Here is a 1,888-nt window from a genome sequence, read left to right on the forward strand (position 1 = left end):
CCACCCGACCTCATCAGGCGCGACTCGTCGTCCGCACCACTGCGCGGCAGCTGGCGCCATCGCAGGAGTGGCCGACCACCCGCGAACAGCAAGCGTTGGTCGCCCTCCGACAGCCGCTCTCGCCGTTACTGCCACCGCAGCAGAGCTTGGCCACCCGCCCTCAGCAAGCGTTGCCCGTAGCCTGGGCCACTTCGCGTCAGCTGATGAGTTCTAGTGTGGGCACATGGCACGACTGCTCATCGTTCACCACACGGTCTCGCCCGCGACACAGGAACTGCTGGGTGCCGTGCTCGACGGTGCCCGTGACGACGAGATCGAGGGGGTCGAGGTACACGCGGAGGCGGCCCTGTCAGCCACGGCCAGCGATCTCCTCGCCGCCGACGCCCTCATCCTGGGCACCCCGGCCAACATCGGCTACATGTCGGGAGCCCTCAAGGTCTTCTTCGACACGGTCTTCTATCCGGCCCAGGGGACGACCCGGGGGCTGCCGTACGCGCTGTACGTGCACGGGGACAACGACACCTCGGGCGCGATCCGCGCGGTCGAGTCCATCGCCAAGGGCATGGAGTGGGAACGACACCGACCGCCCGTCACCGTGACGGGCCGACCGGAGGCACAGGACCGCGAGGCCTGCTGGGAACTGGGCGCGGTCACCGCCCTCGCCGCCCTGGACCGCGCCTGACCGCACTGACCGAGCCTGGCCGTGCCGTCCGGCCCGCAGGGGCCAGCCAGAGACCGGGGTGTCTCCTGGTTTGATGTCGTTCATCCACTTTCCCCGTTGCGGGGCAGGACCGCGACCACAGGACGGACATCCCCCATGCAGGAAACCCCATCCTCCCCATCCCCCAGGTATCCGGCGAAGAAGAGTACGAGTATCCGCAACCGAGGCTTCGTCGCCATGGGGGTGCTCTTCATGTTCCTCTGCGGCGTGTTCGCGATCGCCGCACCCCTCTCCACCCTCGGGTCGGGCGCTCCCAGCCCTGACCTCATAGCGGTGTCACTGATCATGGCCGGTTTCGAGGCCTTCTTCTACCTGCTCTGCCTCCACCCGCGGCTGCGGCTCTCCGAGGAGGGCATCGAGTCGCGGGGCGTCTTCGCGGTCCACTTCGCGCCCTGGCGGCACGTGGAGACGCTGAACGCCGCGGGCGGCGGCCGACTCGTCATCGGTCTCAGCAACGGTGAGGTGATCTCCCACTTCCACTACGGGGGTTCCCTCGGCGGAGAGCTGATTCGCTACCGGCACCACCGTGGGGCGGTACGGAGGATCGAGGAGTGGCGCTCGCCGTACGCCGCCACGGGAGACGACGGTTCCGAGCGTGGGATCGAGTCGCGGGTGAGGATCCCCGCCCTGCCGGCCCTCACGGTCCTCCTCCTCACCCTTGCGCTCCCTCTCGGGGGCGCCGCACTCCACCACCTCAGCGGCTGACCGGACCCGGACACGGCGACGCCCCCGCCGGAAGGAGAGGCGGGGGCGTGACCGGCCAGAGGAGTGGTCAGATCCGTTCCCAGGCCTCGGTGAGGACCTCGCGCAGGATGCGCTCGATCTCCTCGAAGTGCTCCGGGCCGCAGGTCAACGGCGGTGACAGCTGCACGACCGGCTCGCCGCGGTCGTCGGCGCGGCAGACGAGCCCGGCGTCGAAGAGCGCCTCGGACAGGAAGCCCTTGAGCAGCCGGTGGGACTCCTCGTCGGTGAAGGTCTCCTTGGTCTCCTTGTCCTTGACCAACTCGATGCCGTAGAAGAACCCGTCGCCGCGCACGTCGCCGACGATCGGCAGGTCCAGGAGCTTCTCCAGGGTCGCCCGGAAGACCGGCGCGTTCGTCCGGACGTTGTCGAGGATGCCCTCGCTCTCGAACAGGTCGAGGTTGGCCAGCGCGGCGGCCGCCCCCC

3 protein-coding genes are annotated in these 1,888 nt (G+C 69.2%); 2 read left to right on the forward strand and 1 reads right to left on the reverse strand.

Annotated features, from left to right (window positions below; translation table 11 throughout):
* Positions 1–223 precede the first annotated feature (223 nt).
* Positions 224–682, forward strand: a complete 459-nt coding sequence (locus D455_RS0123120) for a flavodoxin family protein (RefSeq protein ID WP_017573062.1) — start codon at positions 224–226, stop codon at positions 680–682.
* A 135-nt stretch (positions 683–817) separates the two neighbouring features.
* Complete coding sequence (locus tag D455_RS0123125; protein ID WP_083922392.1) at positions 818–1,426, forward strand: PH domain-containing protein; 609 nt, start codon at positions 818–820, stop codon at positions 1,424–1,426.
* A gap of 67 nt (positions 1,427–1,493) precedes the next feature.
* Here the strand turns inward: D455_RS0123125 and D455_RS31460 are convergent.
* The coding region (locus tag D455_RS31460) for an aminotransferase class III-fold pyridoxal phosphate-dependent enzyme (protein WP_040685075.1) at positions 1,494–1,888 on the reverse strand (395 nt) is incomplete at its 5' end.

The sequence above is a fragment of the Nocardiopsis halotolerans DSM 44410 genome (genome assembly GCF_000341065.1).
Classification (GTDB): domain Bacteria; phylum Actinomycetota; class Actinomycetes; order Streptosporangiales; family Streptosporangiaceae; genus Nocardiopsis; species Nocardiopsis halotolerans.

Coding starts and splice junctions, on each gene's coding strand:
- D455_RS0123120 (WP_017573062.1), top strand. CDS start 224: ATGGCACGACTGCTCATCGTTCACCACACGGTCTCGCCCGCGACACAG.
- D455_RS0123125 (WP_083922392.1), top strand. CDS start 818: ATGCAGGAAACCCCATCCTCCCCATCCCCCAGGTATCCGGCGAAGAAG.